General features: G+C 36.3%; 23 protein-coding genes. 8 read left to right on the top strand and 15 right to left on the bottom strand.

The window, feature by feature from the left end; genetic code table 11:
- Window positions 1-153 precede the first annotated feature (153 nt).
- Window positions 154-1,092 (bottom strand): heme o synthase, encoded by a 939-nt coding sequence (gene cyoE / locus AC2TFD_RS08760; protein WP_335567507.1) that lies wholly within the window; start codon window positions 1,090-1,092, stop codon window positions 154-156.
- A gap of 579 nt (window positions 1,093-1,671) precedes the next feature.
- Here cyoE and AC2TFD_RS08755 point away from each other — a divergent pair.
- On the top strand, window positions 1,672-2,577 hold the full coding sequence (locus AC2TFD_RS08755) for a COX15/CtaA family protein (RefSeq protein ID WP_335519059.1): 906 nt from the start codon (window positions 1,672-1,674) through the stop codon (window positions 2,575-2,577).
- Between the two features lie 36 nt (window positions 2,578-2,613).
- Here AC2TFD_RS08755 and pyc read toward each other — a convergent pair whose 3' ends face one another.
- The 3 genes from pyc to AC2TFD_RS08740 all read right to left on the bottom strand — a co-directional run bounded on the left by pyc (window position 2,614) and on the right by AC2TFD_RS08740 (window position 7,776).
- The gene (gene pyc, locus AC2TFD_RS08750) at window positions 2,614-6,054 is read right to left on the bottom strand and encodes a pyruvate carboxylase (RefSeq protein ID WP_335567508.1); all 3,441 of its coding nucleotides are present in this window, start codon (window positions 6,052-6,054) and stop codon (window positions 2,614-2,616) included.
- 62 nt (window positions 6,055-6,116) lie between these two features.
- Window positions 6,117-7,322, bottom strand: coding sequence for an FtsW/RodA/SpoVE family cell cycle protein (locus AC2TFD_RS08745; RefSeq protein ID WP_335567509.1), 1,206 nt, complete (start codon window positions 7,320-7,322; stop codon window positions 6,117-6,119).
- A 172-nt stretch (window positions 7,323-7,494) separates the two neighbouring features.
- Window positions 7,495-7,776, bottom strand: coding sequence for an Fpa/YlaN family protein (locus AC2TFD_RS08740; RefSeq protein ID WP_289340470.1), 282 nt, complete (start codon window positions 7,774-7,776; stop codon window positions 7,495-7,497).
- A 173-nt stretch (window positions 7,777-7,949) separates the two neighbouring features.
- Between AC2TFD_RS08740 and AC2TFD_RS08735 the strand changes: the two genes are divergently transcribed.
- The gene (locus AC2TFD_RS08735; protein ID WP_335510167.1) at window positions 7,950-8,447 is read left to right on the top strand and encodes a peptidyl-prolyl cis-trans isomerase; all 498 of its coding nucleotides are present in this window, start codon (window positions 7,950-7,952) and stop codon (window positions 8,445-8,447) included.
- A gap of 256 nt (window positions 8,448-8,703) precedes the next feature.
- Here the strand turns inward: AC2TFD_RS08735 and AC2TFD_RS08730 are convergent, their stop codons facing one another.
- A complete protein-coding gene (locus AC2TFD_RS08730) occupies window positions 8,704-10,032 on the bottom strand; it encodes a PhoH family protein (RefSeq protein ID WP_335510165.1) in 1,329 nt (442 codons plus the stop codon).
- A 191-nt stretch (window positions 10,033-10,223) separates the two neighbouring features.
- Between AC2TFD_RS08730 and AC2TFD_RS08725 the strand changes: the two genes are divergently transcribed.
- Window positions 10,224-10,808, top strand: coding sequence for a YhcN/YlaJ family sporulation lipoprotein (locus AC2TFD_RS08725; protein WP_484675450.1), 585 nt, complete (start codon window positions 10,224-10,226; stop codon window positions 10,806-10,808).
- Between the two features lie 19 nt (window positions 10,809-10,827).
- Here the strand turns inward: AC2TFD_RS08725 and AC2TFD_RS08720 are convergent, their stop codons facing one another.
- On the bottom strand, window positions 10,828-11,283 hold the full coding sequence (locus AC2TFD_RS08720) for a pyridoxamine 5'-phosphate oxidase family protein (protein ID WP_335510162.1): 456 nt from the start codon (window positions 11,281-11,283) through the stop codon (window positions 10,828-10,830).
- Window positions 11,284-11,443: 160 nt separating this feature from the next.
- On the opposite strand from AC2TFD_RS08720, the gene AC2TFD_RS08715 reads away from it, so the two are divergent.
- Window positions 11,444-11,644 carry a YlaI family protein gene (locus tag AC2TFD_RS08715; RefSeq protein ID WP_484675449.1) on the top strand — a complete coding sequence of 67 codons (201 nt, stop codon included), beginning with the start codon at window positions 11,444-11,446 and terminating at the stop codon, window positions 11,642-11,644.
- Between the two features lie 31 nt (window positions 11,645-11,675).
- On the opposite strand, the gene AC2TFD_RS08710 is transcribed toward AC2TFD_RS08715, so the two are convergent.
- The 3 genes from AC2TFD_RS08710 to typA are packed head-to-tail and all read right to left on the bottom strand — an operon-like array spanning window position 11,676 to window position 14,165.
- On the bottom strand, window positions 11,676-11,969 hold the full coding sequence (locus AC2TFD_RS08710; RefSeq protein ID WP_484675448.1) for a hypothetical protein: 294 nt from the start codon (window positions 11,967-11,969) through the stop codon (window positions 11,676-11,678).
- Between the two features lie 15 nt (window positions 11,970-11,984).
- The gene (locus tag AC2TFD_RS08705; RefSeq protein WP_484675447.1) at window positions 11,985-12,299 is read right to left on the bottom strand and encodes a YlaH-like family protein; all 315 of its coding nucleotides are present in this window, start codon (window positions 12,297-12,299) and stop codon (window positions 11,985-11,987) included.
- 27 nt (window positions 12,300-12,326) lie between these two features.
- On the bottom strand, window positions 12,327-14,165 hold the full coding sequence (gene typA, locus AC2TFD_RS08700; protein WP_484675446.1) for a translational GTPase TypA: 1,839 nt from the start codon (window positions 14,163-14,165) through the stop codon (window positions 12,327-12,329).
- A 176-nt stretch (window positions 14,166-14,341) separates the two neighbouring features.
- On the opposite strand from typA, the gene AC2TFD_RS08695 reads away from it, so the two are divergent.
- On the top strand, window positions 14,342-14,527 hold the full coding sequence (locus AC2TFD_RS08695; RefSeq protein ID WP_335510151.1) for a YlaF family protein: 186 nt from the start codon (window positions 14,342-14,344) through the stop codon (window positions 14,525-14,527).
- Window positions 14,528-14,555: 28 nt separating this feature from the next.
- Here the strand turns inward: AC2TFD_RS08695 and AC2TFD_RS08690 are convergent, their stop codons facing one another.
- Both AC2TFD_RS08690 and AC2TFD_RS08685 read right to left on the bottom strand, forming a co-directional pair.
- Entirely contained in the window at window positions 14,556-15,353 is a 798-nt protein-coding gene (locus AC2TFD_RS08690; protein ID WP_335510149.1) for an inositol monophosphatase family protein, read from the bottom strand.
- A gap of 247 nt (window positions 15,354-15,600) precedes the next feature.
- Window positions 15,601-15,795: a hypothetical protein gene (locus AC2TFD_RS08685; protein WP_335567510.1), complete on the bottom strand. Its 195-nt coding sequence runs from the start codon at window positions 15,793-15,795 to the stop codon at window positions 15,601-15,603.
- Window positions 15,796-15,973: 178 nt separating this feature from the next.
- Between AC2TFD_RS08685 and AC2TFD_RS08680 the strand changes: the two genes are divergently transcribed.
- The gene (locus AC2TFD_RS08680) at window positions 15,974-16,606 is read left to right on the top strand and encodes a YktB family protein (protein ID WP_335567511.1); all 633 of its coding nucleotides are present in this window, start codon (window positions 15,974-15,976) and stop codon (window positions 16,604-16,606) included.
- A 28-nt stretch (window positions 16,607-16,634) separates the two neighbouring features.
- Here the strand turns inward: AC2TFD_RS08680 and AC2TFD_RS08675 are convergent, their stop codons facing one another.
- Together AC2TFD_RS08675 and AC2TFD_RS08670 are read right to left on the bottom strand one after the other, a co-directional pair.
- Entirely contained in the window at window positions 16,635-16,910 is a 276-nt protein-coding gene (locus AC2TFD_RS08675; RefSeq protein ID WP_484675445.1) for a UPF0223 family protein, read from the bottom strand.
- A gap of 191 nt (window positions 16,911-17,101) precedes the next feature.
- The gene (locus tag AC2TFD_RS08670) at window positions 17,102-18,061 is read right to left on the bottom strand and encodes an NAD(P)H-dependent flavin oxidoreductase (RefSeq protein ID WP_335510143.1); all 960 of its coding nucleotides are present in this window, start codon (window positions 18,059-18,061) and stop codon (window positions 17,102-17,104) included.
- Between the two features lie 204 nt (window positions 18,062-18,265).
- Between AC2TFD_RS08670 and AC2TFD_RS08665 the strand changes: the two genes are divergently transcribed.
- Window positions 18,266-19,738 carry an aminotransferase class I/II-fold pyridoxal phosphate-dependent enzyme gene (locus AC2TFD_RS08665; protein WP_335510141.1) on the top strand — a complete coding sequence of 491 codons (1,473 nt, stop codon included), beginning with the start codon at window positions 18,266-18,268 and terminating at the stop codon, window positions 19,736-19,738.
- Between the two features lie 48 nt (window positions 19,739-19,786).
- Here AC2TFD_RS08665 and AC2TFD_RS08660 read toward each other — a convergent pair whose 3' ends face one another.
- Window positions 19,787-19,909: a GapA-binding peptide SR1P gene (locus tag AC2TFD_RS08660; RefSeq protein WP_335510139.1), complete on the bottom strand. Its 123-nt coding sequence runs from the start codon at window positions 19,907-19,909 to the stop codon at window positions 19,787-19,789.
- Window positions 19,910-20,153: 244 nt separating this feature from the next.
- Between AC2TFD_RS08660 and AC2TFD_RS08655 the strand changes: the two genes are divergently transcribed.
- Entirely contained in the window at window positions 20,154-20,588 is a 435-nt protein-coding gene (locus tag AC2TFD_RS08655) for a DUF1885 family protein (protein ID WP_484675444.1), read from the top strand.
- A gap of 456 nt (window positions 20,589-21,044) precedes the next feature.
- On the opposite strand, the gene lpdA is transcribed toward AC2TFD_RS08655, so the two are convergent.
- Window positions 21,045-22,460: a dihydrolipoyl dehydrogenase gene (lpdA, locus tag AC2TFD_RS08650; protein ID WP_335510135.1), complete on the bottom strand. Its 1,416-nt coding sequence runs from the start codon at window positions 22,458-22,460 to the stop codon at window positions 21,045-21,047.
- Between the last annotated feature and the right edge of the window lie 2 nt (window positions 22,461-22,462).

Below are 22,462 nucleotides of genomic sequence, written 5' to 3'. Positions count from 1 at the left end.
CCAATTAAATTCTTTAATTTTATGTGATCAAAAATGTATGTAGAAATATTCCTCCTTAAATATTTAAAACATGGAGGCAGCTGGTCAAATTGCCTCCATATTTTTTTGTAAGAATAATTTTATATTCCCCTTTTTTAAGAAAGAACATCCCAGCTAGACTAACGTAACTATAACCATTGCGACAAAAATAATCGTTAAATATTGCAACGAATATACAAACATTAGCTTTGCCCACTTAATATCATCTTTGATCTTATATCCATAAATCCCTAATACAAGCCAACCGATATTTAATACGGTTGCCAAAATTAGAAATGGGATTCCTAAAGAAGTAAGTAATATGGGGGTCGGCAGTAAAGCTGCTACCCATATTATGATGTGTTTCTTAGTAGTTTTAAAACCCTTCACCACAGGAAGCATAGGGATTCCAGCAGCTCTATATTCCTCTACTCTTCTCATTGCTAGTGCATAAAAATGTGGAGGCTGCCAAATAAACATTAGAATAAATAAGGACCAAGCGATAATATCTAGGTTTCCATCGACAGCAGCCCAACCGATTAACGGTGGAACCGCACCAGAAATGCTGCCTATAATTGTATTTGAAACCAATTGACGCTTAGACCATAAGGAGTACAAGACTACATAACTAAAAACCCCAAGCAGTCCAATTACTGTTGCAGTCATGGTAGTAAACATGAGAAAAATTGTACCTAGCGTGATTAAGACTAACCCAAGCCACAATACCTTTGAAGGAACTATTTTTCCAGTAACCGTTGGTCTTGCTTTGGTTCTTTCCATTAAATGATCAATATCACGGTCAATGTAATTATTTATACTGCATGAACCCGCAATAATAAGGGAGGAACCGATAACCGTAAATAAAACGATATCTAAGTTATTTAAAAAACTTTGACCGCTAAAATGTAAAGCAAGCCATATTCCTGTAAAAGTTGTGATTAAATTTGAATTGACAATACCAATCTTAATAAGTGCGGTAAAATCTTTCCACATCGAGGCTTTTTCTATTTGTGAATTAAGACTGGCTGTACCAGTTTCGATCGTTGCTTCACCGTATGCCTTTGAATTTGGCATCTTTCCCCCTCCTAAGTATGTTGTAATTATTATTATAAACGCGATAGATAACTTTTCCAAATTATAATAGTTATTTAAAAGCTATTATTATTTTATAATATTGTTATTTAAGGAACACTTTCTCTGTATATTAAATCACACTTTGGAGTACTTTTGTGAATTTTTTTCGAATAATTTATGTCTAAATTGTGTCCGTCACTAATTATAATACATTATACTATAAATTAGAATGTTTAGATAATAAAATACACTTTAATTTAAATAAGAATTTAATCATTTCCTAGTGTTGTACAGTAGAGTCCTTTTTAAAATGTTGTTATATAGAAGTATAAAGGACTTATTCAATTTTACCAATTAGTTTTAACCCTATTCAACGATAGTTTTCACTATAATAATAGTGAAAACGTAAAGTTATTCATTTTTTTTAATGTAATCTAAAAATCTAAGTTTTTAATCTGTTCTTTTTCTCATGTATTCGTTATGATATATAGGTACTTTTATCTGGTTCATTCACATTTATTATATTGACATTAATATCCAACAGCAAATTAATAAATAAATACTTAAGAAGGTGATCTTTTGCGACGTTCTTTAAAGTGGTTAGCCGTTGCCACTACTATTGGAATGATCCTAGTTTTACTAGGCGGAGCACTTGTAACAAAAACGGAATCTGGAATGGGCTGCGGGAGATCCTGGCCGCTTTGTAATGGTGAATTTGTACCAACAGACATAACTCCAGAATTAATTATTGAACTTGCTCACAGGCTTGTGTCTGGTGCTGTCGGTTTTATGGTGCTAATCTTATCCATTTGGACTTGGAAAGCAATTGGGCATATTAGGGAGACCAAATTCCTATCTTTTCTTTCTTTTTTCTTTTTAGTTTTACAAGGATTAATTGGGGCAGCTGCTGTAATATGGGAACAATCCGACTTTATTCTTGCACTTCACTTTGGAATATCTTTAATTTCTTTCGCAGCTGTCTTTTTACTTACTTTACTAATCTTTGAAATCGATAAAAAGTTTGATGCAGATAAACTCATCATTGATAAAAGAATGGGCTTTCATATTATCTCTATATCCATTTATAGCTACTTTGTTATTTATACTGGTGCTTTAGTACGTCATACCAAATCAAGCTTAGTTTGCCGTGATTGGCCGTTATGTATTAATGATAGCCCAGCGCTTCCAACTAATCTATATGAATGGGTTCAAATGGGGCACCGCGCAGCTGCAGGTATTATATTTATTTGGATATGTTACGCTGCATACTTATCTATAAAAAAGTATCGAAATCAAAAAGTGATTTATTGGGGCTGGATAAGTGCGTTTGCACTCGTATCCCTTCAAGTTTTATCGGGAGCTTTAGTTATCTTTACCCGGCTAAATCTATACATCGCTTTACTGCATGCTCTATTTATTACCTGCTTATTTGGTGTACTAAGTTATTTTCTTTTATTATTATCCCGATCACGAAAAAACAAATAAAAAAAGTTGCCAGCTGATGGCAACTTTTTTATTTGTTTATTTTTCTAATTCAAGTAGTAAATCTCCTGTTTGAATGGCATCATCATTTTTTACATAAATATCTTTTATTACTCCTGAAAAAGGTGCCTGTACAGTCGTTTCCATTTTCATAGCCTCAGTAATCAAGAGATGGTCGCCTCGTTCTACCATTTCCCCTTTTTCTACCAATAGTTTTACAACAGTCCCAGGCATCGTTGCAGAAATATGCATTTCATTCTTAGGGTCTGCTTTTAGTCTAGAAACAACTGTTGATTTAATACTTTCATCTTTAATATTTACCTCACGCGGTTGTCCATTGAGTTCAAAATAAACAATACGTGTTCCATCTGACTGTGGCTGGCCAATTGAGACAAGTTTTACAATAAGTGTTTTTCCTGTTTCAATTTCTACTTCTATTTCTTCACCAAGCCGCAGACCATAAAGGAATGTTGGAGTATCTAGGAATGAAATATTTCCATATAGATTTACCGTATTCATATATTCTTTGTAAACCTTTGGATAAAGTGCATATGAAATAATATCAGTATCCGAAATGTCTTCTCCGAATTCATTCACTAACTCTTCCTTTAATTGCTTGAAAGAAACTTTTGGAAGCATTTCTCCCGGACGGACCTCCAATGGTTTTTTTCCTTTTAAAATAACACTTTGCAATTTTTCTGGGAAACCTTGATGAGGTTGACCAAGATACCCTTGAAATAATTCAACTACGGAATCAGGAAAATCTAATGCGTCCCCACTATTTAGAACATCTTCTTCCGTTAAATTATTTTGCACCATAAACAGCGCCATATCACCAACCACCTTTGAAGACGGTGTGACCTTAACGATGTCTCCAAACATATGATTTACTCGTGTATACATTTGTTTGACTTCATCCCACTGCTCACCAAGACCAACTCCCTTGGCTTGCTGCTGAAGATTACTATATTGCCCTCCAGGCATTTCATGCTGATATACCTCTGAATGCGGTGCTATCATTCCACTTTCAAAATCATGATAATATTTCCGTACATCCTCCCAATAGTAGGAAAGCTGTTCCAAAGCATCTATATTTACATTTGCTCTCCTATCTTTTCCCTCTAATGCATAATAAAGAGAGTTTGCACTGGGTTGTGAGGTAAGCCCTGCCATCGTACCCAATGCGGTGTCTACAATATCCACTCCGCCATCAATGGCGCGTGCATAAGTGAAAATTCCATTTCCACTTGTATCATGCGTATGAAGATGAATTGGAATATCAATCGTTTCTTTTAATTCAGATATCAATCTATACGCTGCTTCTGGCTTAAGTAAGCCCGCCATATCCTTTATTCCTAATATATGTGCGCCTTGGTTTTCTAGTTCTTTTGCTAGGGCTTTATAGTAGTTCAAATTATACTTCACTCTAGTCTGGTCAAGAATATCCCCTGTATAGCAAATGGCTGCTTCCGCAATCTTTCCGCTATCCCGTACTGCCTCAATGGCAATTTCCATACCAGGTACCCAGTTTAAACTATCAAATACTCTAAAAACATCTATCCCTTCTTCGGCAGATTTACTAACGAATTCACGGATAAGATTGTCAGGATAATTTGTATAACCAACTGCGTTAGAGCCACGGATTAACATTTGAAACAGAACATTAGGGATTTTCTCACGAAGCAGCCTCAACCGCTCCCATGGATCCTCTTTCAGGAATCGATACGCCACGTCAAACGTTGCACCTCCCCACATTTCAAAAGAAAACAGGTTAGGCAGCAGCTTGGCTGTCGGCTCTGCGATATGGAGAATATCTGTTGTTCTAACCCTTGTGGCCAACAAGGACTGATGAGCATCCCTAAAGGTGGTATCGGTTAATAATACTTTGTTTTGATTCTTAATCCATTGAACAAGACCTTCTGCACCACTATGGTCAAGAATCTGTTTCGTACCGTCTTGATAAGGAAAATCATACCTTAATTTAGGAATACGAGGCTTTGTAAAAACAGGTCTTTTCTTCTTTTCTATTCCCGGAAAACCATTCACGGTTACATTTCCGATATAGGAAAGCATTTTGGTTCCACGGTCTTTACTTACTGGGAAAACAAATAACTCAGGGGTTGAATCGATAAATGAAGTATCGTATTCTCCTCGTCTAAACTTCTCATGTCTTACAACATTTTCAAGGAACGGAATATTGGTTTTAATTCCTCGAATTCTAAACTCCCTTAGGTTCCGTACCATTTTGGACGCAGCCTGCTCAAAAGTTAATGCCCATGTTGAAAGCTTCACAAGCAAAGAGTCATAATAGGGTGTTATTACCGCACCTTGAAAACCATTTCCCGCATCTAGACGAACACCAAATCCACCGCCGGAGCGATACGCCATAATTTTTCCAGTATCAGGCATAAAGTTATTTAAAGGGTCTTCTGTTGTAACACGAGACTGAATAGCATAACCGTTAACCCTGATTTCATCCTGAGGAGGTATTCCAACAATTGGACTGTGTAAATCCTGACCTTCAGCTATTAAAATCTGGGTATGTACAATATCAATCCCAGTTACCATTTCGGTTACTGTGTGTTCAACCTGTATCCTTGGATTTACTTCAATAAAATAAAAGTCCTCGCCTGAAACAAGAAATTCAACCGTCCCTGCGTTTAAATAACCTACATTTTTCATTAATTTAACGGCTGCTGTACAAATTTTCTCACGCAATGAATTGGAAATGGAGACGCTCGGGGCAACTTCCACCACTTTTTGATGACGGCGCTGTACAGAACAATCCCGGTCATATAAATGGACGATATTACCGTTTCTATCCCCAAATATTTGCACTTCTATATGTTTTGGTTTCTCAATTAATTTTTCCAAGTAAACTTCATCACTGCCGAAAGCTGCCTTCGCTTCTGATCTAGCTCGGTCGAAAGCTTCTTGCATTTCCTCTACTTTATTAACAATCCTCATACCACGGCCGCCGCCGCCAAGGGCTGCTTTAATGATAATCGGGAAACCATGATTTTGAGTAAATTCTTGCACATCAATCAGGCTGCTAACTGGACCTTCACTGCCTGGAATGACTGGTATCCCGGCCAATTCTGCTTGTTTCCTTGCCTTGACCTTGTCACCAAACATATCTAGATGATCGGAGGTTGGACCAATAAAAATAATCCCTTCTTCTTCACAGCGTCTAGCAAAATGGATGTTCTCCGATAGAAAACCATAACCTGGATGGATTGCATTGGCACCACTAAACTTTGCGATTTCAATAATTCCATCAATATCTAGATAGGCATCAATTGGTTTTTTCCCTTCGCCGATTAAATAAGCCTCATCGGCTTTGTAGCGGTGATAGGCACCACTATCTTCCTTGGAATAAATCGCCACCGTGTTAATATTTAATTCGGAACATGCCCGAAAAACTCGAATCGCGATTTCCCCTCTGTTTGCGACTAACACTTTATTGACTTGTCTTGACAATGTAAGCACCTCTTTTTCCCTTTATTATATTAATGCGCAGGGAACTATATTTTACCCTAGCGCTATGTTCGAAATTGATATACATTTCCATCTTGTTGTTTGACTGTTTCCCCTTTTTCTGCTTGCTTCTTTTTATATTTACTTTCATATTTCACAAACATCGAAACATTTACAAGAATACCAGCAGCAATTGATAATTGTAATAATGAAGATCCCCCATAGCTTACGAATGGTAATGGTACACCTGTCAGCGGCATAACACCTGAGATACCGGCTAAATTAATAAATGACTGTATCCCAATCATACTTGAAATACCTATGGCCAATAAACTGCCAAAAGGGTCTTTACAACGAAGTCCGAGATAAATACCACGTAAAACAATATAGGCTAGTGTAATAATGACGAAGCCAACACCCCATACACCTAATTCCTCTGCAATAACTGCCATAATAAAGTCAGTATGAGATTCAGGCAAATATCCCAATTTCTGAACACTTTTACCTAAGCCTAGACCATTTACACCGCCTGAGCCTATCGCAATATATGAGTTTGCCAGGTGGAATCCTGAATCCAATTCATCTTGAAATGGGTCACTCAAGACTTGAAATCGTTCCATACGTTTTTCTGAGAATATTTCATCTTGTAATACTAAAAAAACAGGTGAAATTAGAATCATAACAAGCAAAAGCAGTTTAGTAATATTTTTGAAATTCATACCTGAAGAGATAATAATCGTACTAGCAATTAAACCAATAATAAGTGCAGTACCAAAGTCTGGTTGAAAGGCAATTAATCCCAGAACAATTACTAGGTAAGCCAGTGGTGGCAAAACCCCGTGATTGAATTTGTTAATATATGCCTGTTTTTTTGCATATACAGCTGACAAATAAATGATTAATGATATTTTTACGAACTCTGCCGGCTGAATACTGATAAAGCCAAAATCATACCAGCTTTGCGCATTTCCTCTAACTTGTCCAAATGCGAAAAGGCCCATAAGACTCAGAATAGATAATCCAACCATCGGGAGTAAAAATTTAGTATTCTGCATAATTTTATATGGAAATAAAGCAATAAACAAAAAGATAACACCCGAGGCAATTAAATACAGCTTTTGTTTTTGATAAAAGTAATCACTTGGAACGTGATATCTTTGTACTGCCGATGCCATACTGGCACTATAAACCATCACTAATCCAAATAAAGCCAATAAGATAATTGCAATAATTAATGAGTAATCATAGGATTTTAAAATTTTTTTTAACATGTGATAACTTCCTCGTTTTTAAAATTGTAGTTATAGCTATTATAATAGAAAACGATACGAATTAGGTGAGGAAAAGTTACATTACTCCAATCTTTTGAATAGGAATATTCTGATAATGGAAATAGTTAATAAAAAACTCAAACAATTCTTCACCATTGTTTGAGTTCTTTAGCTATTTTCTAATGGATGCATCATGAAGCGCAGATAATTCTCTTTCTAATTTATCTAGAATCGCTTTACCATCCTTGACATCAATTAAGCCTAATCTAACAGCAAATTCTATTTCTCTTGATAAACCGAACATTTGCGTATCCAATACCTCTTCATATAGCGGGCATTGAGGCATCGTGAGATTTTCCATTTGCACCTTAATAAGCTTTAATATTTTTTCAGCGTCTGCCTGTAATAAGGCATAAGCTTTTTCCTGATGATTTACAATCATTTCAGACGCCAACATTGATCCCCCCATTCAGAGCGATAACCCAACTTATCTATAAATTTTACCTTTTACTACAGAAAAATGCAAGAACAATAACGAGCGGGGTTATGGTTTCAGCATATTCCTTATATGACATCCACTCTATTTCACGTTATACTTTAATAGACATGAACTGGAGGAATGAATGGATGGAAAACATAATAATACTATCAGGTAAGGTTAAATATACGATTACTCTTGATCCTACTGTTTGGATTTTTGACGATCGGAAAATTGATTTGAATACTTACTTCTCTACAACTAATGAAAAATCAGATGAACTTGAGAAATATACAAAATCGATTTCAAAACACTGGGACCGTGAAATAATGGAAGGTGCGATCTACCCGCCAACCTTAAAAACGGAGAAGAAATACGAGAAAGAAAAGATGTTAACTGGAAGTTTCGGTATTCCATTTCAGCCATTTATAAAAAATGCAGAACCGGACGAAAATGCTTCTAGTTTAATCATTAGAACAGCTTCATCAGAACATGAAATATCACTTGATATCGCAAAGGATCTAATTCTTGGTTTTTCAGTATCCGGGAAACCACTTTCTGAAGACGGACCTGTCCACGTTTATTATGGAGATGGTTCTAACCAACAAAACCCAATTAAATCTGTTAGAGAATTTATTATTAAATAAGGCTCTTTTCTTATACTTTGTTGCTTATATTAATAAAATTTAATGATTGTGCTAATTTTCTGCAGAAAATTCCATAAATATAATAAGAAAAGAGCCTGCAATCTAAATTCTAATACGCAAAATATCTAATTCACGTTAAAATCGGCTTTAGATTTTAACAACAATCATTATTACAAACACAACCTTAAATAGGAAACAACGGGTGCCAGTATGGTACCCGTTTCTGCGTATTATCTTATATAGGATCATCCTCGGTTTACAGTAAGTCTGCAGCTAACCTTGCTAAACCAGACCGCTCCCCTTTTAAAAGCTTAACATGTCCTGAAATAACTTGGTCCTTAAAACGTTCGACTACATAGGTTAAACCATTATTGTAGGCGTCTAGGTATGGATGATCGATTTGTTCTGGGTCCCCCATTAAAACAATCTTACTTCCCTCGCCTACCCGAGTTAAAATTGTCTTTACCTCATGTTTAGTTAAATTTTGCGCTTCATCAATAATGATAAATTGCTTTGGCAAACTTCTTCCGCGAATATAGGTTAGTGCTTCTACCTCTATTGATCCCATCCCCGCTAGGATTGCGTCTAATTCACCAGGTTTTTTTGTATTAAAAAGATATTCAAGATTATCAAAAATAGGCTGCATCCATGGTCTTAGTTTTTCCTGTTTCTCACCAGGCAAATACCCTAAATCCTTACCGACAGGTACAATCGGTCTTGCTACTAACAACTTTTTAAACTCTCTGAAGTCTTCTGTTTGCATTAAACCAGCTGCCAAAGCAAGAAGGGTTTTACCTGTTCCAGCTTTACCTATTAAGGTTATTAGTGGTATGTCCTTCCGCAGTAATAACTCAATTGCCATAGTCTGCTGGACATTTCTTGGGTGAATCCCCCAGACATGATCCTGATTAATCGCAAGTTTTTTTACAATTTTCCTACCTTTATCCACCATTCCTAATGCTGAAGCTGAACCTCCCAGCGCATCTTTCATAATTAGAAATTGATTTGGATAGAAAGAATATTTTCCAATTTCAGTTAAAGGCAATTCGCCTTTTTCATAAAAAGCCCCTAGCAGCTCACCAGTTAAATATACTTCCAAAAAGCCGGTGTAAATATGGTCAATTTCAACCACCCTGTCGCTCAAAAAATCCTCTGCTGTTAACCCTATTGCGTCAGCCTTTACTCTGACCAATGCATCCTTGCTAACAAGGATTACAGGCTTTCCATTTTCCTTCAGTTGTTCTTCTGTTGATAAATTTTTTGCTACTGCAAGAATTCGATTATCATTTGTTTTCTCAACAAAAATTTCCTGCAATTCATGAAATGCACGATGATTAAGCTCAATTCTAACCGTTCCACCATTTTCTAGAGGAATCTTTTCATGAAGCTTTCCTGCTGCTCTTAATCCATCAATTAATCTTGATACATGGCGTGCATTTCTTCCTATTTCATCCATGTACCTCTTCTTTGAGTCCACTTCTTCAAGGACAACTGCAGGAATGACTACTTCATTATCTTCGAAAGAAAATATGGAATACGGGTCTTGTAATAAGACATTTGTATCTAACACGTATATTTTACTCAAAGCGACGCCTCCACTTTTTCTAGTTGATTAGGTTAGTTAATGGGGTTGGACTAACACATTGCTAGATAGGACTTTGGTAAAATATATGTTTGTTCGAATAAAGATAGAAGGATTTCCGCACAATAATTGTAAGTTGAATATAGCTAACGTATAAATCGCTCAGACAACTCTTTTTGGAGGTGGATCTTTAAATGAAAAAGCTTTTGATATTTACAACCTTAGTATTAGTCTTAACAGCTTGTAACAACACAAACAATGCTCAAAACAATGAGAAGCAATCATTAGTTAAAGTTAAGAACAGTAATATTGAGAATGTCGACCGGAAAACTGGTCAGGAAATTTCCAAACGCTTGGTTGAGATTGCCACCAGTATTCCAAATGTTAATGATGCAACAGCTGTAGTAATAGGAAGGTATGCGATAGTTGGAATTGATGTAAATTCAAAGATTGAACGTTCTCAAGTCGGAACCATAAAGTATTCAGTAGCTGAAAGTCTAAAAGAAGACCCGTATGGAGCGCGAGCCATTGTCGTAGCTGATGCAGATACAAATCAGCGATTAAAAGAAATTTCAGCAGACATCCAAAAAGGAAGACCGATACAAGGAATTATGGAGGAACTCGCGGACGTTGCAGGCAGATTAATGCCCGAAATACCAGGGGATATCATAGACCCAAATCCTAAGAATGCTCCAGAAGAACCAAAGAAAGAACTACCTAATGACCAAAAGAAAAGCCTAGAGAAAGACCAGGAAGACCAATCGAACCATTATAAATAAAAGCCTAGTCCATCATGGACTAAGCTTTTTTCATTGATTCCATTACTTGCTTATCTAACCTGGCAGCTGCATTTTTATCATAGGTTTTGTCATACTGGGGCTCAGTAACAATTTTAGAACCATAGAACATTACGTCCCTAACCTCACCGATTTTTATTTCTACTAATGCCAGCTTTAAAGGAACATCTTGAAGTCTTTCTTCTTTTAAAGTCGCATTTCCCTGTATGGAATATGTAGATTCATTTGCAATTAAATTGATTACCACATTACTATTTTGTGTAATATTTTGAATAATTCTTGATTTATTATCAACAGCAAAATAGATGGTTTCTTCATCTTTCGCTAATACCCAAGAGATTGCACTTACATTCGGACCACCAGTTTCAAAATCCACTGTTGCTAATGTTACAAACCTTTCTTTTTGTAACTCATCAAATAATGGCTTAATGAGTTTTGGTTCTACTTGATTCGCCATCTTTACATCCCCTTCATTCTATTCCTGTTAAAAAACAGATATTCTCATAGTACTATTATCTGTTTTTTTCAGCAACTTAATCAGATTGATTTAACAGTATCTATATTTGCATGATATACTAGGTATAATAAAGCAAGACTAGAATTGACTGGGGTGCATTATGAAAGTAAAATGCGTTATCTGTGATAAAATTGAATCGATAGAAGATGAATCGTTTATAGCAAAACGTCTTCGAAATCGTCCTATCCATACATATATGTGCCAAGACTGCAGCAGTAGAATTTCCGAAAAGACCAAAGCGAGAATTGAAACAGGAAACTTTAGATTATATCGAACGCAGTCTGAAAAGGATGAATGGTAAAAAAACAACATGCCGATGGGCATGTTGTTTTTTAATCTTCAAATGGAAAGTTACAATATTTATCTGGCTCTTGATTAATTTGGTTGAGCATAACCTCGATAAGTTCACGGGGAAACCGTGTCTTCTTCGATTCCCCTTCGTGAATATAGTAGACATAATACATCACTTCATCAGTAGTAACTTTAATGTTTGTAAGATGATGTTCATCCTTAATGATCTCATCAAAAAGGTCTAATGTCTCTCTAGCGGCCGTATCCTCAGGTCGAGCGTCACAAACAATCTTAATCGAAAGCCAATTATAGAGTGTATCCTGTATCGATCGCATGTTTATTATCCCCCGTTACTTCGCTTCAGTTTGCTGCTTTTTCGACTGATGCAGGCGAATTTTGTAAATAATCAAAATTAATGCCGCCACGACAAGTCCTTCTGTTATTGGTAAAAAAATCCCCAGAGCAGTTAAGATCGTACATCCTGCCGCTAAAAAGATATAGATCATAATGGATTTTCCAATTGGCAGCTTCTGAGCAAAGCCAAGTTTATAAACCAATATGGATAGAGCTACAATCGTTAAATATAGCAGCCACATTCCCATTTTTGGATTTTCGGTTACGTTGTAAAGAGCTGGAAAAAAAGAAAGCCGGTCCGCCACATTCACTCCTATTACCTCCCCCGAAAAAAAAATTTAGCTTAATTCTGCAACTTTTTTCTTTTTAGCCATTCTTTCTCGTTCATTTTTATCTAAGATTTTCTTACGTAAGCGGATAGACTCCGGTGTAACTTCACAATATTCATCTTCGTTTAAATACTCCAGAGCTTCCTCTAATGTCATGATTCTTGGTTTTTTAATAACGGAAGTTTGGTCTTTGTTCGCTGAACGAACGTTTGTTGCTTGCTTTACCTTTGTGATATTGACGGTAATATCATTTTCACGGGTGTGTTCGCCAACAATCATTCCTTCATAAATTTCAGTCCCAGGTTCGACGAAAATTGTTCCACGATCCTCAACATTCATAATACCATAAGTAGAAGCTTTTCCTGATTCCATTGATACTAGCACACCTTGACGTCTTCCTCCTACTTGGCCTTGAACCATTGGCTGGTAGCTGTCAAATGTGTGATTAATAATTCCATAACCACGAGTCATTGTTAAGAATTCTGTGGTGTAGCCTATTAGTCCACGTGCTGGGACATTAAAGATTAATCTTACTTGTCCAGAGCCATTATTAATCATATCAATCATTTCACCTTTTCGTGCACCAATTGATTCCATTATGGAACCTGTATGCTCTTCAGGTACATCAATTTGAACCCTTTCAATTGGCTCACAACGGACACCATCAATTTCTTTAACAATAACTTCAGGCTTAGAAACTTGAAGCTCATAGCCTTCACGGCGCATGTTTTCAATTAAAATGGATAAATGAAGCTCACCACGTCCTGAAACAATCCATGCATCCGGAGAATCAGTATTTTCAACACGTAAGCTTACATCTGTTTGCAGTTGAGCGAGCAGTCTTTCCTCAATTTTTCTAGAAGTTAAGTACTTACCTTCTCTACCTGCAAATGGGCTGTTATTTACAACAAAGGTCATTTGTAATGTTGGTTCATCAATTCTTAGGATTGGCAATGCTTCCTGATGTTCAATTGGACAAACTGTTTCACCAACATTAATATCTTCCATCCCTGAAACAGCAATTAAATCACCAGCAACTGCTTCTTGAATTTCCTGACGTTTTAATCCAAAGAAACCAAAGATTTTTGTTACACGGAATTGTTTTACAGAACCATCTATTTTCATTAATGAAACCTGCTGTCCAACATGCATTTTCCCGCGAAATACGCGACCAATTCCGATTCTGCCTACGTAATCATTATAATCAAGAAGTGCTACTTGAAATTGAAGAGGCTCATCGCGATTGTCAATTGGTGCTGGTATGTTTTCTACGATAGAATCATACAGACATTGCATGTTTTCTTCTTGTTTTTCTGGATCAGTACTAGCTGTCCCATTAATTCCTGAGGCATAAATAACTGGGAATTCAAGCTGTTCTTCATTCGCATCAAGCTCAATAAATAAATCAATTACTTCATCAACTACTTCTAATGGACGAGCAAAGTCACGGTCAATTTTATTAACAACCACTATTGGAGTTAAATTTTGCTCTAATGCCTTTTTTAGCACAAAACGGGTTTGTGGCATTGTTCCTTCATATGCATCAACAACGAGTAAAACACCATCAACCATTTTCATGATACGTTCAACCTCGCCGCCAAAATCAGCATGTCCAGGTGTATCTAATATATTGATTCGTTTATCCTTATATTGAATCGCTGTATTTTTAGCGAGAATCGTTATTCCGCGTTCTCTTTCAATATCGCCTGAATCCATTGCACGTTCCTCAACGTGTTCGTTTGTACGAAATGTTCCAGACTGCTTTAATAATTGGTCAACCAAAGTCGTTTTCCCGTGGTCAACGTGTGCGATGATCGCTATGTTACGAATATCTTCTCTAATTTTCAAGTAATTCACTCCTGCCTCTATTTCAAAAATTTAAGCTATTTATAGTTTCCCATATACGGCTAAAGTATTATACCACATTAATGATGGAAAACTAAACGCATTTTATGTAGAATAAAACTATAAAAAATATTACCATAACGATTACTCTATTTAAAAAACAAAGGGGACAGAGCAAAATGAAGCAAATTAAATGGATTTTTGTCGTTTACGCGATACTAGCAGCATTCAGCATTATGGGCATAGGGGTCGCCATTGGAGAAGAAAGTATTTTAGGGATAGTTGGCTGCATTATTGCAGTAATGGCAGTAATGGGATTAGGATTTAAAACAAAAGCAAAGCTACGTGCAAAAGGTGAGATGTAAAAAAGAAGCCTCGTTTTGGCTTCTTTTTTTACCATTTTCCTTCTTTAAGATAATCGTTTAATATGGTTTGATGCAATCCTGGCTTGGCTGTAAGCAATGAATCTTGTGATAGAAAGTCAAGCTTCTCTCCTCTTAAATTCGTTACCACACCACCTAATTCATTAATTATTACTGCACCTGCAGCTACATCCCAAGGCGACAACCTCATAGAAATATAAGCATCTACTCTGCCAGTTGCCACAAATACCATTTCAAGTGCAGCTGTACCATATGACCTTGTCCCTCTCGCGTCTCTGACTAGGGGGATAATGAGGTTATGGTCAATTCGGCGATTTTCCATTACCCAAGTAGCATTTAAAGCTATGATTGATTCCTTAACAGTCTTCTTGCTCAAAGAAGGCAGCTGCATGTCGTTCATAAAAGCACCTTTGCCATCAATGGCATGATATAGTTCGCCATGAACAACATCATAAATAATTCCAATTTTCCCTATTCCCTTTTCATAAACTGCAAGGGATATGGCAAAATTTCTTTGTTGGTGAATAAAATTCATCGTTCCATCTATGGGGTCAATGATCCATACTACACCGTCAAGATCACTAACTGCATCGCCAAACCCCTCTTCACCTAAAATTCTATGATTTGAAAAAGTTCCTCTGATTTTACCTATAAAAAATTGTTCAATTTCTTTGTCAATATTCGTTACCAAATCGTTAGGATCGGATTTGGTTTGAATATTTAATGTTTTATTGAAAGAATCTCGGATTTTATCTCCAGCTTCCATTACCCATTGCTTGGCATGAAGATCAATGTATTCCCAGTCCATGTCTTCCCTCCAAATTCTTATCTATGTTCATTATATGTAAAAGATTAGCCAACTATCTCAAGCTTAAACAAATAAATGATAGCCATCAACTTTTAGACAACCCTTTTACCGTTTTTCTTATAAGAATGGCTTACTGTCGGGCAAAACAATAAACGAACTCTCTACATCCTCACAGAGTTCGTTTTATAATTTCAATTTACTTTTCTGTATTTTCATTCTATATAGAATCCCCTTTGAAAGAAATTTATCAAAGAGCCTTTAGTTTTACTAACTCTTGGCGGATTTTTTCTAATTTTTGTTTACATTCCTTCATTTTCTTCTCATTTTTTTCCTCAATGGCTTCAAATAGCGTTGCAAGCTCATAATCCATTTCTAAACGTAAATAAGCAGTTCTTTCTTTCTCTCCAACTTTTTTTAGTGAAGTATTCATTAGTTGTTTCATTTCAGCTTTCTCCTTTCATTTGTTATTTAATTTTTCTGACTATTTTTAGTAATATAATATGAACCAGCATGTAAGGTTGCAACAAATTTGTGCGTTAACCTATATAAGCATGTTGTTTCTTGATCGTTTGCTTGTATGCTACAATTAATGACAAATGCTGCAATTGGGGGAAGTAGAAATGGAGTTTAACGGCTTTGAAAATGGAGATTTCAATGTTTTTAAAATAGATGGTTTAGAGGCAAGGATGGAAGCTTTGATTGATAATATCCGACCTAAATTAGATATTCTAGGACAATATTTTACACCGGCATTAACAACATTAACTGGTGATGAAATGTTTGCTCATGTGGCAAAACACGCAAGAAGAACGATCAACCCGCCAAAAGATACTTGGGTTGCCTTTGCAAATAATCCCCGTGGGTATAAAATGCTTCCACATTTTCAAATAGGACTTTGGGAAACCCATTTATTTATATGGTTTGCAGTCATTTATGAGGCACCAAAAAAACAGGAAATGGCTGCAAGATTTACAAAAAAAATAACCAAAATTTATAAAGAAATCCCGAAAGAATTCGTTTGGTCAGTGGATCATATGAAGCCCAATTCCGTACAGCATGGAGACCTATCTAAAGAAGAATTAAAAAACATGTTTGAACGATTGGGAACGGTAAAGAAAGCCGAATTATTATGTGGATATGAAATTGACAGGGAAACAGTAACAAAAATGGATCCAGAGGAGTTCCTGCAGCTAGTAGATCATGTATTTAAAAAAGTTGCACCTTTATATAAAATTGCACAAAATAGTAAATAAAAAACTCTGAACAAAAGTTCGGAGTTTTTTATTGTTTCATCATGATTTTATCTCCAGACGAAAGGTCTTTCGCTTTTTTTATCACCCTGTATGATGAATAGCCACTTATGTCTTCAAACTCACCACAAAGGGTTTTCTCTTCCGCTTTACTCGGAACGATTTCCTTAAAACGGCGATAAATGGTCAAGAGTTCGTCACGCTCTATTCCTTTTTCATAAGCCCTTTCAATTGCCTCATAGAATTTAATAACGTCGACAATTTCATCTGTTGTCCAATGATAATCTATCGGGTATTGATATTCCAAATTTTCACCTGCTTATTTTAGTTACTTAACGGCTCTTTTCTTAAACTTTCCTACTTTTTTGAACAAAATTTAATAAGAAAAGAGCCTGCAAACTGTATTCTTAAGAGCAAAATATATTTTGGCACGTTAAAATCGGCTTTAAGATTTTAACAACAATCTTTTTAAAACAGCCTGCTATATGTATAATACCCTTATTTTGCCCATTTTTCACGAATTTGTTCTGCATCACTAATCATTCGATGAAATAACTGAGAAACTGTAGGTACATCTTTAATTAGTCCCATTACCTGTCCTGCCCACGCAAAACCTTCGTCTTCTATTCCATCATAAATATATCGCTTATTTGCGATTCCGCTGATGTATTCCTTCAACTGTTCGTAATTCCCATTTTCTTTTTCAATTTCAAGAATATTTTCTGTCCATTTATTTGCAATAGCACGAGCCGGACTCCCTAGTGTACGTTTAATTACTACTGTATTTAATTCGGAGCCTTCAACTAATCTTTTTTTATATAATTTACTCGCATGGACACACTCTCTAGTTGCAATAAATCGTGTCCCCATTTCAATTCCCTCTGCTCCTAGACAAAGTGCTGCCATTAACCCTCGGCCATCTCCAATACCACCTGAAGCTATTACCGGTATAGAAACTGCATCAACTACCTGTGGGATTAATACCATGGTTCCAATATCATCCCTTCCTAAGTGTCCACCACCTTCTTGTCCTACAACCATAACTGCATCAGCACCAAGCTCTTCCGCCTTCTCAGCTTGCCTCCTAGCAGCTACAAGAACTAATTTTTTTATTGAGGTACCTTTTAACTGTTCAAAGATTGCTGCAGGATTCCCTCCTGTCATTGATACTACAGGGACATCTTCATCAATTGCTACTTGAAGCATTTCTTCAAAGGGTCTGTTATGCTGTCCAATTGCGTAATTAACACCAAATGGTTTATTTGTCAGCATTTTAACTTTTCTTATTTCCTCTCGAAGCTGAGACGGATTATCAAGGGACATGGCTGTAATCTGACCAAGGCCGCCAGCATTGGATACAGCTGCAGCAAGCTCAGAATAAGCTAGATAAGCTAACCCTCCCTGAATAATTGGATACTTTATATTAAGTACTTCAGTTACTCTCGTCTGCCAATTCAACAAAACCCCTCCTAAATTATTGTTACCATCTTATTTCTCCACCAAAGGTTAAATTTCCTGTTTTAAAGGGAAACTAACATAACATGTTAAAAGCTGGTTCACCAAAGATAAAAAATTCTATGCAAGCAAAATAATTAGTGCTATAATTCATTTGTTTTGAATTTATATAAATGCATTTTGTAAATAAAGAGGTGTGGAAATAAATTGTCTCAAAATCAAACACCGTTATTCAGCGGTTTATTAGAACATGCGAAGAAAAATCCAGTACAATTTCATATTCCTGGTCATAAAAAAGGAGTTGGAATTGACCCTGATTTTCGAAATTTTATTGGTGATAATGCATTATCGATTGATTTAATTAATATTGGTCCGCTTGACGATCTCCATCAGCCCAAAGGCATCATTAAACAAGCACAGGATTTAGCAGCTGAGGCATTTGGTGCAGATAGAACCTTCTTTTCTGTTCAAGGAACAAGTGGAGCTATTATTGCAATGATTATGGCCGTGTGTGGACCTGAAGACAAAATCATTGTCCCTAGAAATGTTCATAAATCTATTATGTCAGCCATTGTCTTCTCAGGGGCCATCCCGGTTTTCATTCATCCGGAAATAGATAAGGATTTAGGTATTTCACATGGTATTACGATTGATTCAGTTGAAAAAGCTCTTACACAGCATCCTGATGCAAAAGCAATCTTAGTGATAAACCCTACCTATTTCGGAATTTCCGCTGATTTAAAAAAGATTGTAGAACTAGCGCATTCCCATAATGTCCCTGTATTAGTGGATGAAGCCCATGGAGTTCATATTCATTTTCATGATGAACTGCCGCTCTCAGCCATGCAGGCAGGTGCGGATATGGCTGCCACCAGCGTTCATAAGCTTGGCGGCTCAATGACACAAAGCTCTATTCTAAATGTAAAAGAGGGTCTAGTCTCTGCCAAACACGTTCAAGCCATTCTAAGTATGCTGACTACCACCTCAACCTCCTATTTATTACTTGCTTCCCTAGATGTTGCGAGAAAACAATTAGCAACAAAAGGGAAAGAATTAATTGATAAAACAATAAATCTGGCGCAAATGATTCGTAAAAGAATTAATGAAATCGATCATTTATATTGCGTTGGAGAAGAGATTCTAGGTTCAAAGGCAACATTCGATTATGATCCAACAAAATTGATTATTTCAGTTAAGGAATTAGGTTTAACTGGATATGAAGTCGAAAAATGGTTAAGAGAAAGACATAATATTGAAGTAGAAATGTCTGACTTATACAACATACTTTGTATCGTAACAATTGGTGATACAGATCGAGAAGCAGAATTATTAGTTAATGCCTTAAAGGAACTTGCGGAGGAGCAAGAACACCGGGAAGAAAAAATCGAACCGATTCAAGTTTTATTACCAGAAATCCCTATTCTTGCATTAACACCAAGAGACGCATTCTATGCTGAAACAGAAGTGATCCCTTTTGATGAATCTGAGGGTAGGATTATTGCAGAGTTTATTATGGTATACCCGCCTGGAATACCGATATTTATACCTGGTGAAATTATCACAAAAGAAAACCTTCATTATATTAAAGAAAATGTTGAGGCCGGATTGCCTGTTCAGGGACCAGAAGATGAAGAAATCAAAAACATCCGGGTAATTAAGGAATATAAGGCTATAAAATAAAAATACAGGATTCCCTTGAGGAATCCTGTTTCTATTTAGAAAAATTTTTTATACTTCTTCTTCGGAATGATGACCATCGCAGCAATTACATCTTGAATAGAGAACTGTTACTTTTTCATCTTCAAAATGATCAATTGTTGAGTCACAGGCTTGGCAAACGATTGTACCCATCTTTTCAATCCCCTTTTCATTATGAAATGTGCATTACTTTGAAAGCGTATTATTGTTGTTAATTTAATAATAATATAACACATTATATAATTCAAGCCTAAATTGTATGTCACATTTAATTATTTTTCACACATTAAAGATCTTATTAGCTAAAACCTCATCTGTATATCTAATTGTTGTCAAATATGATTTTACAATGCTAGAATAAGAGAGATAATAAATGTAACGAATAGGGGGGCTAATGATGGCTGAAAACGCATTCATTAAACTAGTTCCTTCATCTGCAAAACAAACGATTACTGTGGACGAAGTAAAGGAACTCTTTTATTATTATAAAGATATTACTGGAAAAACAGGTAATCAAGTGGATTGGGAATATGGTGAAAATGCATTTCCATATGAAATCATGGAAAAGAATGAAGCAAAAGGAAAATGGTTTTATTTGAGTTCCACTAACAATAGGTATTTTGCTATTTTAATCGGTGTCGATAAGGAAAAGGTACGTGATGAAGATGGTACTGAAAGAATTCAAACATACATACAGGTTACCCTTCCAGAACAGTCAACGTTTGGGGATAAAGGGAAAGCAAATGAATTCTGTAAATTTCTAGCTAAGAAGCTGCAAGGTGAACTTCATCTTTTCAACGAACGTATCATGTATTATTATCCAAGGAAATAATATCTTCTGACTCCCATCCTGGGAGTTTTTTTAATGGGTAATTAGAACAAGTGTATAATGAATCGACGTATAGATCACAAGACTTAAGGAGGTTATAAAAAGTGTTTTCCCCGTTGAGTTGGTGATTTTGTTACAAAGTACAAAGGCTAAATAGAAAAAGACAAAAAACATTATTACTTTGTATAATAGTTGGTCATGCTTTGATAACCATTCAATTAGAGTAAAAGCACTCCAAATGATTAATTGCAATATTATAATAATGTATACCCGCATTATTCATCACCACTTAAGAACATTTTTGAAATTAATAACTAGCATTGTTTTAAATATATGAATAAAATGGGTAGATATATTATTTTTTTAAAAAAAGGCTGTGTTTAAACTTGGCTGTTGATTTGCCTTAACCCAGCATCAAAAAAAGTCCTTTCCAATTAAGTACGGAAAGGACTTTTTTTTCTATTTCAATACATGGATAGGAGTACCAAGTGCCACTTCAGCAGCCTCCATGGTAATTTCTCCTAATGTTGGATGAGCATGGATAGTCAATGCTAAATCTTCGACTGTCATTCCAGCTTCAATTGCCAACCCTAGTTCAGCAATCATATCAGATGCGCTTGCACCAGCAATTTGGGCACCGATTATGACTCCATCTTCTTTACGTGAAACTAATTTAACAAAACCATCTGCGCTGTCAAGTGAAAGAGCACGTCCATTTGCTGCAAATGGGAATTTTGCGGAACTAGCATCAATTCCTTCTTCTTTTGCTTGCGCTTCAGTATAACCAACGCTCGCAAGTTCTGGATCTGAGAATACTACTGCAGGAATACCTAGGTAGTCGATAGCAGCATTATGACCTGCAATCGCCTCCGCAGCGATTTTCCCTTCATACGATGCTTTGTGAGCTAATTGAGGACCTGCCACAACATCACCGATCGCATAAATATTCGAAACACTAGTACGACACTGCTTGTCAATCTCGATAATTCCACGATCTGTAAGCTTTACACCAACTTGTTCAAGACCCATTTCGTCTGTATTTGGCCGGCGTCCAACCATAACAAATACGTAATCAGCCTCAATTTTCTTTTCTTCGCCTTTAACTTCAAATGTGACAACAACACCATTTTCAGTTTCTTCTACACCTTTAGCCATAGCCTTTGTATAGAATTCAGCGCCTTTTTTCTTCATGGTTTTCTTAACAAGTGCAGCCATTTGCTTTTCAAATACGCCAAGACCCAAGATCTCATCTGCACCTTCAAGAATCGTTACTTGTGTACCAAAGTTTGCATAGGCACCGCCAAGCTCGATTCCGATAACACCGCCGCCAATAACAACGATTTTTTCAGGAAGTTCTTGTAAATTTAGGGCGCCAGTTGAATTAAGAATTCGTTTTGAGTATTTAAAAGTTGGCAGCTCGATTGGCCGAGAACCTGAAGCAATAATCGCATGTTTGAAATTGTATGTTTGTGCAGAGTTTTCACCGATTACTCGTAATGAATTCCCGTCCACAAAGTATGCTTCACCACGAACGATTTCTACCTTATTTCCTTTTAATAAGCCTTCTACGCCACCAGTTAACTTTTTCACGATTCCAGCTTTCCATTCTTGAACCTTTGAGAAATCAACTGTTACATTTTCAGCTTTAATTCCGAATGAATCGGAGTGTTTTGCTACTTCGTAACGATGACCAGCAGCAATTACAGCCTTTGACGGGATACAACCTACATTCAAACAAACGCCGCCAATATATTCTTTTTCTACAATCGTCACCTTTTGACCTAACTGGGCTGCACGAATTGCAGCCACGTAACCGCCAGGACCAGCACCGATGACTATAGTATCTGTATCAATTGCAAAATCTCCTACTACCATTT

The organism is Neobacillus sp. plas4, assembly GCF_057221695.1.
This window is presented reverse-complemented; position numbering and strand designations above follow the sequence as displayed.

Bases quoted from the DNA above. Each gene is read 5' to 3' on its own strand.
- cyoE (WP_335567507.1), bottom strand. From the start codon at position 1,092: ATGCCAAATTCAAAGGCATACGGTGAAGCAACGATCGAAACTGGTACA.
- AC2TFD_RS08745 (WP_335567509.1), bottom strand. From the start codon at position 7,322: ATGTTAAAAAAAATTTTAAAATCCTATGATTACTCATTAATTATTGCA.
- AC2TFD_RS08735 (WP_335510167.1), top strand. From the start codon at position 7,950: ATGGAAAACATAATAATACTATCAGGTAAGGTTAAATATACGATTACT.
- AC2TFD_RS08725 (WP_484675450.1), top strand. From the start codon at position 10,224: ATGAAAAAGCTTTTGATATTTACAACCTTAGTATTAGTCTTAACAGCT.
- AC2TFD_RS08720 (WP_335510162.1), bottom strand. From the start codon at position 11,283: ATGGCGAATCAAGTAGAACCAAAACTCATTAAGCCATTATTTGATGAG.
- AC2TFD_RS08715 (WP_484675449.1), top strand. From the start codon at position 11,444: ATGAAAGTAAAATGCGTTATCTGTGATAAAATTGAATCGATAGAAGAT.
- AC2TFD_RS08710 (WP_484675448.1), bottom strand. From the start codon at position 11,969: ATGCGATCGATACAGGATACACTCTATAATTGGCTTTCGATTAAGATT.
- AC2TFD_RS08695 (WP_335510151.1), top strand. From the start codon at position 14,342: ATGAAGCAAATTAAATGGATTTTTGTCGTTTACGCGATACTAGCAGCA.
- AC2TFD_RS08690 (WP_335510149.1), bottom strand. From the start codon at position 15,353: ATGGACTGGGAATACATTGATCTTCATGCCAAGCAATGGGTAATGGAA.
- AC2TFD_RS08685 (WP_335567510.1), bottom strand. From the start codon at position 15,795: ATGAAACAACTAATGAATACTTCACTAAAAAAAGTTGGAGAGAAAGAA.
- AC2TFD_RS08680 (WP_335567511.1), top strand. From the start codon at position 15,974: ATGGAGTTTAACGGCTTTGAAAATGGAGATTTCAATGTTTTTAAAATA.
- AC2TFD_RS08660 (WP_335510139.1), bottom strand. From the start codon at position 19,909: ATGGGTACAATCGTTTGCCAAGCCTGTGACTCAACAATTGATCATTTT.
- AC2TFD_RS08655 (WP_484675444.1), top strand. From the start codon at position 20,154: ATGGCTGAAAACGCATTCATTAAACTAGTTCCTTCATCTGCAAAACAA.
- lpdA (WP_335510135.1), bottom strand. From the start codon at position 22,460: ATGGTAGTAGGAGATTTTGCAATTGATACAGATACTATAGTCATCGGT.